Raw genomic sequence first — 8425 nt, 5'->3', positions numbered from 1 at the left:
TGGAGTTGGGTGGCTGAACTGTCGACTCGGGCTGGTATCGACGGCGACGCAGACGAGCTGCTTGCCCTCGGCGATCTCGGTGGCTTGGTGAGCAACGCCGGTGGCTGGTTGCCCGGCGAGCAGTACCCGGAGTCGGTGCCAGACGTCTGGCTGTCGGCGCTCACGCTCAACCTGATCGCACCCATGTTGCTCACCCAGCGCCTGTGGCCGGAGTTGGCTGAGAACCGGGGCGCGGTAGTCGGCATCGGGTCGAGCGGCGGACTCGGTGACATGTCCTACGGATCACCCGAGTACGGCGCGGCCAAGGCGGGAGTTCGGCGGTTCACCGCGAGCCTCGGCGACCGCACGGACGTCCGGGTGATGGCCGTTGTACCCGGTTGGATCGGACTGGACCGAGCCCTGGTCGAGTGGGCGGAGCTGACCCCGGAGCAGCAGCGGCAGACCGACCCACCAATACCACCCGAGGATGTAGCGAGGGTGGTGGCTGACCTGCTGGAATCGGGACAAGCAGGCGAGGTAGTGAGGATCCTCAAGCCGCAGGAGTATCACTCGACACGGGCAGTCCAACGCTCCGGCGAAGACCGGTAGCACTCGCTAGGAGCGATCGCGTGCCCTTCATCTCCTCGAGCGAAGGCCTGATCGAGGTAGGTGAGGGCGCGGTCCAAGGCACGGACCAGCGGCGGCCAACGGCCTGATGGGCAACACAGCTTGCGAGTTGGACCTTCCGATCGAAATGAGAAGGGCGGTGGGGCCGGCCGTCGCATGTCTTGGGCGAGTTCAAGTCCGGAGCGAGCAGCAGCTCAGGACGGCCCTCGACGCTTCTAGTTGGCTGGCGGGGCTTGTCGATGCATCAAGGGATCATCGTCGAGCAGGGGACGCACAACCAGTTGGTGGCAGCCGGCGGTCCTATGCGAGATTGTGGTCCGCGTTCGACGGCGACTCGGTACCGTGCTCGGGCGCCTCATAGCTTTAGCCGAAGCGAGCAGCGGGCGAATTTGCAGATCTTTGTTGCTCATCATCATCACGGCCCAGTCCCTGGGATGTGAGATGCTGTGGGTCGCAGCTTTCAGGAAGTGCGGATCTCCTGCGTACGTTGTTGAATGGCGATAATAGTCGCCGCGACCTCTTGCACCTGCTCTGCAGCGCGTGGACCTACGATTCCATCGTCGACGGTCCACTCGAGCTCGGACAGTTCTCCCATCACAGCGAAATTGCTGAGCAGTTCGATGTCCCTTGTTTCGACCGGACCACCGGCATCAACATAGACGTCGCAGAAGCCCTTTACGTCGTACTCGCCGGTCCGGAAGGCTACTTGGGCGAGTTCCCACGCGAGTGGGTTCACGCAGCAGTCGTCCCAGTCGATGACTGCGCAAAGGCTCGCCGCCGGTACGCCATCCTGGAAAAGGATGTTGCGGTTGTTGAAGTCCCCGTGAATGACCGCTTCGGAACCGAGATCCCCGGTGCGCCATGCGGCATCGAGCCAGACGTCGAGTTCCGTCACGGCCGAGTCGATCACCTCGAAGGACCGGCCGACGTCCGTAGTGCCGAGTGCCTGCCTGAGGGTTGCTTCGAACTTCTTCCAGACCCAGCGTGGCTCATCCCTTACCGAACGGAACCCAGTCCTTTGCGGCCAGCGGAGAATGGCTGTCCGGTGATGGATCTGGCCTAATACGTCCGCAACGGCCGACATGCGGGTCTCGGCCCGCAGTTCGGTACCCGGGATGCCATCGACATACCGGAAGAGCGACACCGGGCGGTTCTGCCACTCCTGTAACGTCCCATGGTCCAGTCCAGGCTCCGGCGGAATCACAACGACGATGCTCTTGTGCAGTTCGGTGGTCAGACTGTGTTCGTACTCGATTTGCTCTCGAGTACGATCGGCGCGGGTCACCCGCAGGACGAAATCACCGTCTGCGGAGGAGATTCGCCACGATTGGTTCAGCATCCCGGCAGCGAGGAAGGTCGCCGAGTCCGCGGCAATTCCGTAGCGCCTGCGCACGGCGTCCTGCACGCCGCCCGGAGTGATCCACAGCCTTTTCCAGCCCCACGCTGGGCCGTTCCAATAGTGGCTGGCCTCGGTGTTCAACTGACCGACTGTGAGCTCAGGCATTGTGGTCAGCAATATACCAATGCTGGCGGAAGAGGAAGGTCCTGGAGGAAATCGCAGGCAGTTGCAACGCGCAGGGCTCGGGTACCTCCCACCGGAAGAAGCTGCACCCGGACCTGAACATGACGCCGTACCAAGAGGAAACCCTCTGGATCTACACCCGCGACGGCGGTCGTCGCGCCCAGGCCATACCTACGGTCCTGGACCCGTTGTCTTCGCCCCCGCCGTCGCCGAGGTACAGCAGTTGCAAGCCGAACACCGGGTGCAGTCGGCCGAGGTTGAGCATTGGCGTGGTGAGCAGGAGCGGCGCCGGCGCGAGGCCGACCAGCGGGCTGCCAAGGCGGAGCCTCGGGCCGAGGTCGAGCAGCGGGTCACTGAGATCGGCGGGCTGATGACACATCAGCCCGCGTTTGTGCGTCGTACGTGATGGTGGTGCACGTCGGAGCCGCCATCTTCTGCGGTGCCACGGCGACGGTCATTGTGTGTCGGGTTGTCTCATCGGGCGAAGGTTGCGATGGCCTGCCACAAGGCGTCCGGGGATTCGAGAGATGCTGAGTGGCCTGAGTGCGGTATGACGGTGGATTGGACGTCGCGCAGGCCGGCTGTTGTGAATCCGTCGAGGTACTCGGCGACGTCGACGGGGTCGGCGTCGCCGCGGAGGTACAGGACGGGGGTGTCGATCGGGCTTGTGTTCGCGGCGTTGTGTTCGGCGTCGTCGGGGAGGGCTCGGTACCAGTCGAATCCGGTGGTCAGTGCTTCGCTGGTCGCGTAGGCGGCGGCGAAGTGGTCGCGGTACTCGTCGGAGATCCGGGCCGGGTCGTCGGAGAGCAGGTCGAGGAACCAGTCGAAGTAGGCTCGTTCGCGGCCGGTGACCAGTTGTTCGGGCAGGCCGGGGACGGCGTGGAAGTGGAAGTGGAAGATGTGCGGGTTCCCGTAGACGTTGTTCCACGGCGGTACGCCGGGGATGACGGTGTTGCAGATGGCGACTCGCTCGAAGATCGGCGCCGCGCGTAAGGCGGCGTAGGCAACCATTCCGCCGATGTCGTGGCCGACGAGGCGTGGGTGCTGCCAGCCGAGTTCGTGGGCGAGTTCGGCGAGCAGCTGCGCGAGGTCGTGCTTGGTGGCGTTGGTACTGCCGCGGGTCGAACCTCCGATTCCGGGCAGATCCACGGCGTGCACCGTTGCTCCGTCGGCGGCGGCGCGTTCGAGGATCGGCACCCAGGCCACCGAGGATTCCGGCCAGCCGTGCACGATCAGGATCTCGGGACCGGTGCCGGCGACGGATCGAAGGTGCAGCTGCGCGTCGCGAACCCGGACGTCTGTTTGGACGATCTCAGCCATGGCGCCGCCTGTCCGCCGACGTTGTCCGGCTGCGGGGCCTCATCAGTCGTCCTCGACGATGAGCAGGGTGACGCCGCCGGTGGCGAAGTTGTCGAGGTCGGCGATGGTCGAACGGCCGCCCTCGGACCCGATGGCCTCGTGCAGTGCGGGGAGGTCGTCGTAGGTCAGGTGCGAGATGCGGTAGTACGGCGGTCGGCCGCCGTCGACGGTGGCGGTGACGCGGGAGTTCTGGAAGTCGCGGACGCCTGGCATGTGTTCGCCGGCGTACGGGATGTGGGTGTTGGTGTAGTAGTCCTCGAATGCGGCGGTGTCGTCGGGGTGCCCGTAGGCGATCACCAGTCGCGCGGTCATGGTGCCTCCTCGAATCGGTACGGCTTCTACGACCCCTGGGCTTGCTCTGAGACCGGCTGCCACTCGTTCCAGGTGGCGAGGCGGGACTCGTAGTCCTTGGTTGCTATCGACAACGGTGCCTTGCCGAAGAAGACCCGGAGCGGTGGTTCGTCGGCGTCGACGATCTTCAGGATCGGCCCGCGAGTGGCTGTCGGGTCACCCGGTGACGCGGCCGACGGGCGGTTCTTGGCGGCCTCGCGGACGTCGTCGTACGCGGGGTTCTCGTCGCTGTGGACGGCGGACGGGCCGGACCAGTCGGTGGAGAATCCACCCGGTTCGATCAGCGTGACGTGGATGCCGAGGCCGGCGACCTCTTGGGCGAGGGATTGCGACAGGCCCTCCAGGGCCCACTTGGACGCGTGGTAGGCGCCGACGCTCGGGAAGGCGCTGATGCCGCCGATGCTGGACACCTGGATGATGTGGCCAGACTGCTGCTCGCGCATGATCGGTAGCGCGGCCTGGGTCACCCAGACCGCTCCGAACAGGTTGGTCTCCAACTGGTTGCGCAGTTCGTCCTCAGTGAGTTCCTCGACCATGCCGAAGTGTCCGTAGCCGGCGTTGTTGATCACGACATCGAGCCGGCCGAAGTGCTCGGCGGCCTGTTGCACGGCTCCCTGGGCTGCGGCTCGGTCGGTGACGTCGAGTTCGAGTGGCAGGACGTTGTCGCCGTACTTGTCGACGAGGGCGTCCAACGTCTCCGGTTTGCGCGCGGTCGCGGCCACCTGGTCGTTCCGCTCGAGGGCGGCCTCGGCCCACTCGCGGCCGAAGCCCTTCGATGCCCCCGTGATGAACCAGACCTTGCTCACGTGAATCCTTTCGATCGCTGTCGGCGACTCGCTGTACCCACAAATCGGCGCGGGCATGCGCGGGCTCGGGACGTCAGCGGGAGGTGTTGCTTCGGTTCTGCGGGCTGTGGTTCTTGGTTCAGTGACTTGTGGACGTACAGCGGGCGATCGGTTTCGAGGCCGTAGTGAAGGTCTTCGAGCAGCGAGCAGCCGGCGTAGAAGCGGGCGCGGTCGCGGAGGCGACCGCCCGTCGGGTGCTGACCGAGTGCCACGTCGAGGGCCGCAGGACCCAAGTCGCGGAGGATCAGGCCGAAGTCGCGCGCTGGATCGCAGACGGCGGCGTCGGACCAGTCGATGACGCCAGTGACCTTGCCGGTGCCGGGGGCAACCAGAACGTGTTCGATGCCGAGGTCGTTGTGTGAGAAGGCCAGCTCCTGCGCCTGGCTCGGCAGTGGGGCGCGCAGGAACGACTCGATCCTGCGCTGCGGGCCGGGTGTCAGGACTTCGGCAACTTCGGCGAAGTGCTCGGCTGCTTGGTCGCGCCAGTCCGCCGGCGGTTCGTCGTCGATGCTGACCAGGCCGTCCCATCGATCGGTGCCCGACGTCTGCGGCACGGTGAGAAACCTCCCGAGCTCCGAGCCGACGGAAGCGGCGTACGGCGCTCGGTCGACGATCGGCAACTGGATCAGGGGTGTACCGCTGACCTTCCGGTAGCCCAGGCAGTTGTCCTCGGCCAGGACGAAGAGCGGCTCGGGCACCGGCAGCGGACTCATCTCGCCGACTCGGGCCAGCAGGGCACCTTCCCGTCGTACCGAATCTGGTTCGCGGGCGATGCGAACCACGAGCTCGCGGTTCACCTCGTAGGCGATGTTGTCCAGGCCCGCACCAAGCTGCGTGACCGTCCTGATGGTGCGGCCCGGCAGCCCGACGCTCACGAGATGGTGAACGTCGATCCCTGTGAGTCGGCGAAGAGTGGACCTTCCCTGCCATCTGGGGTCAGCGTCCTTGTGGATCGAGAGTCCGCGGGCGGGGGGCCGCTCGGTGTAGCGTGCCTGGCGCGCAGGCATCCTCTGAACGGACGGACAGCAGGGAAGACGGCGATGACGGACGACCTCTTGTCGGTGGCGCAGGAGCTCGCTGAGGTCGGGCGGCTGGTGGACGGCGACGATGTCGCCGCGGTACTGGAGCGGTTCGGTCGACGGATCGTCGCCACGGTCCAGGACTGTTCGAAGGCGGTGATCGTGGTCAATGGCCGCAACGGGCCGGAGTTGGTCGCCGGGACGGGCAGCGACGAGCACGACGAGGTGACCGGGACAGCGCTGTTCGATGCGATGCTGGGGGTAGCCGGGCCGGTCTCGCAGGTTCTCACCTATGGCGAGCCGCACCGTGTTCGCGATACCGCGACCGACCCGCGGTGGCCACGGTTCTCCCAGGCCGCTCTCGCGGTCGGCTATCGCAGTACCGTGTGGTTGCCGTTGCCAACCAGCAACGACCTGAGTGCGGCGTTCGGATTGTTTTCCGTCAAGCCTGATGCGTTCGACAGCCTCACTGATCGAGCAGTTGCAGACCGCGCTCGGCACCCGAACAGTCATCGGCCAGGCCCAGGGCATCGTGATGCGCCGCTACGGAATCAACGCCGAGATCGCACAGCTGGTCTTGATCCGCGGCTCCCAGAACTCCAACACCAAGCTCCGCACCGTCGCGACCGACCTGGTCGAAGCACAAGAACAAGGCCGGCTGGTCGCCGCGCTGACACGCTATGGGCTGGGCTCCGGGAGCGACAGCGATGAGCCCGCCGGATCCTCCAGCTGAAGGATTTCGCCCCTACGAGACCTGGCCCGGCGATCGGGCGACGGATCGCCACGATTGGATCGCCTTCGGTGGGGAACCGGTAAGGCAGCAGCAAACGACGTGCGCGTGCGGACTCTGCTGCAGATCATGGGCGTTGAGCAGCCAGGGTTCATGATCCGCGCACCGGGCAGATCCCAGGGACCGTGCCCGGTGCGCGCTGCATCCTTGGCGGGCTATTTCTTCCTCGGCTCCACCAGGCACGCCAGGTCGCGCGCCGGAAGCTTGCCTTCGACAAGGAATGCGTCGACTGCGGTCTTCGCGCACGTGCTGGGGGTGAAGGGGTAGACACCGTGGCCGCCCGCGTCGACCGTGATCATCCTGGCCCGGTGGCCGAGGGCTTGCCGGGTTTTCCGCGCGCCGGTCAGGGGCGTTCCGGGGTCGCGCTCGTTCTGGACCACGAGGACGTTCGAGGGGCCGTGGCTGGTGATCTTCACCGGCGGCTCGGGGTGCTGGTTCGGCCAGAAGGCGCACGGGCCGATGTTGGCGGAGGCTCCGCCGAGCATCGGGTACCTGATCCGGTCGACCAGGGCGTCGCGCTGGTACGCGCTGACCGACGTCGGCCAGCGGCTGTCGCCGCAGATCACGTGCAGGCGGCCGGACATGGCGTTGTCGCCGTAGGTCTGCGGCGGCGCGACCGGGTTGCCGGCGTCGATGTCCTGCCAGAGCTTGGCCAGTTGCGGCATGCTCGCATCGGCGTACAGCGCCTCGAACGCGGCGACCCTGAACGCGGTCTCGTCCATGTTCACTGCGGGCTCGGCTCGCAGCTTGCGTGCGAGCTCGAAGAACTTCGCTTTCACCTGCAGCGGAGTCGTGCCCAGCCGGTACTCCGGATGCGCCACCACGAACTTCGCGAAGTCCGGGAACCGGTCCGCCAGTCCGCGGGCGAACTGCCGCATCGCCGTCTCGTCGTACCCCTTGGGCCCGAGCACGCTGTCGATCACGATCCGGTCGCTCTGGTTCGGGAACAGTGTGGTGTACACGGCACCGAGGTAGCTGCCGTAGGAACCACCGAAGTACGAGATCTTCTGCTCGCCCAGCGCCTCGCGGATCCGGTCCATGTCGCGCGCGGTGTTCGCAGTGGTGATGTACGGCAGCAGCGACGCGGTCTTCGAGGTGGCGCACTGGTTGGCGATCTTCTGCGCGTACGCCGACTCACGGACGACATCGGCCGAGCTGTGCGCGTACTTCGCGAACAGACCCCGGCGCTCCTGCTCAGCGGTGAAGCCGCAGCTCACCGGCGTACTGCGTCCGATGCCGCGCGGGTCCATGCCGATCAGGTCGTAGGTGTCGAGCACGCTCTTGGGCAGTCCGAGCGCGGCCAGCAGGCCCGGGAAGTCGAGGCCGGAGATCCCGGGGCCACCCGGATTGGTCAGCAGTACGCCGCGGCGCTGCGCCGGGTTCTTGCTCTTCACCCGGGTGATGGCGACCTCGATCTGCCGGCCGTCCGGCTTGCTGTAGTCCAGCGGTACGCCCAGCGTCGCGCACTCGAGCGGAACGTACTGCACCACGTCAGGCGGGCACGGACTCCAGTGCACAGGACTCGGGCTTGCGGCCGGCCGCGGCGCGGCCGAGACGTCCCGCGCCGCCGTCATCGACACGGCCGGGACTGCTGCGGCCGCGACCGCGGCACACAGGGCGAGAACGAGCGTCCTACGCATCTGAGGTTCCTCCACTAGGGCGCACGGTGCGCCGGCACGATGCGAGGAATCTAACCGCGCGGCGGGGGTGCCCGCGTCAACCGTTCGTCGTCGGTCGGCCGTCGATCGGTTGAACGGCCGTGTGCAAGGGGCGACTGCTGCACCACGACGACGTTTACGCATCACCTGGCGGCGATGCTGGTCAGCCTGCCGTCCCGGCAGACCGTCGTGGTGAGCCGGCAGGTGTTTCAGAACTGATCATCAGCAAGGCCGCCGGAGCCGCCAGGGACGGGAAGCTGTTCTGTTACGCTCCT

Annotated in this window: 8 protein-coding genes; 2 read left to right on the top strand and 6 right to left on the bottom strand. The window is 66.5% G+C overall.

Features of this window, described 5'->3' with window-relative positions:
* The first annotated feature begins 9 nt into the window (after positions 1-9).
* Positions 10-588: an SDR family NAD(P)-dependent oxidoreductase gene (locus HDA39_RS12835; protein WP_184795444.1), complete on the top strand. Its 579-nt coding sequence runs from the start codon at positions 10-12 to the stop codon at positions 586-588.
* Between the two features lie 478 nt (positions 589-1066).
* On the opposite strand, the gene HDA39_RS12830 is transcribed toward HDA39_RS12835, so the two are convergent.
* From HDA39_RS12830 to HDA39_RS12810, 5 genes are all read right to left on the bottom strand, one after another.
* Positions 1067-2086, bottom strand: coding sequence for a phosphotransferase enzyme family protein (locus HDA39_RS12830; protein WP_184795443.1), 1020 nt, complete (start codon positions 2084-2086; stop codon positions 1067-1069).
* Between the two features lie 516 nt (positions 2087-2602).
* Positions 2603-3448, bottom strand: a complete 846-nt coding sequence (locus HDA39_RS12825; protein WP_184795442.1) for an alpha/beta fold hydrolase — start codon at positions 3446-3448, stop codon at positions 2603-2605.
* A 42-nt stretch (positions 3449-3490) separates the two neighbouring features.
* Positions 3491-3799, bottom strand: coding sequence for an EthD family reductase (locus HDA39_RS12820; RefSeq protein WP_184795441.1), 309 nt, complete (start codon positions 3797-3799; stop codon positions 3491-3493).
* Positions 3800-3825: 26 nt separating this feature from the next.
* Positions 3826-4644, bottom strand: a complete 819-nt coding sequence (locus tag HDA39_RS12815) for an SDR family oxidoreductase (protein WP_337925729.1) — start codon at positions 4642-4644, stop codon at positions 3826-3828.
* Complete coding sequence (locus HDA39_RS12810) at positions 4641-6203, bottom strand: phosphotransferase (RefSeq protein WP_202892982.1); 1563 nt, start codon at positions 6201-6203, stop codon at positions 4641-4643. Before HDA39_RS12810 ends, HDA39_RS12815 begins: the two co-directional genes overlap by 4 nt.
* Here HDA39_RS12810 and HDA39_RS12805 point away from each other — a divergent pair.
* The gene (locus HDA39_RS12805) at positions 6184-6435 is read left to right on the top strand and encodes an ANTAR domain-containing protein (protein ID WP_184795439.1); all 252 of its coding nucleotides are present in this window, start codon (positions 6184-6186) and stop codon (positions 6433-6435) included. The two genes, HDA39_RS12810 and HDA39_RS12805, sit on opposite strands and share 20 nt — an antisense overlap.
* A gap of 212 nt (positions 6436-6647) precedes the next feature.
* Here HDA39_RS12805 and HDA39_RS12800 read toward each other — a convergent pair whose 3' ends face one another.
* A complete protein-coding gene (locus HDA39_RS12800) occupies positions 6648-8132 on the bottom strand; it encodes an alpha/beta hydrolase (protein ID WP_184795438.1) in 1485 nt (494 codons plus the stop codon).
* Positions 8133-8425: the final 293 nt, after the last annotated feature.

This window comes from Kribbella italica (assembly GCF_014205135.1).
GTDB lineage: Bacteria > Actinomycetota > Actinomycetes > Propionibacteriales > Kribbellaceae > Kribbella > Kribbella italica.
This window is presented reverse-complemented; position numbering and strand designations above follow the sequence as displayed.

Bases quoted from the DNA above. Each gene is read 5' to 3' on its own strand.
- HDA39_RS12825 (WP_184795442.1), bottom strand. From the start codon at position 3,448: ATGGCTGAGATCGTCCAAACAGACGTCCGGGTTCGCGACGCGCAGCTG.
- HDA39_RS12800 (WP_184795438.1), bottom strand. From the start codon at position 8,132: ATGCGTAGGACGCTCGTTCTCGCCCTGTGTGCCGCGGTCGCGGCCGCA.
- HDA39_RS12820 (WP_184795441.1), bottom strand. From the start codon at position 3,799: ATGACCGCGCGACTGGTGATCGCCTACGGGCACCCCGACGACACCGCC.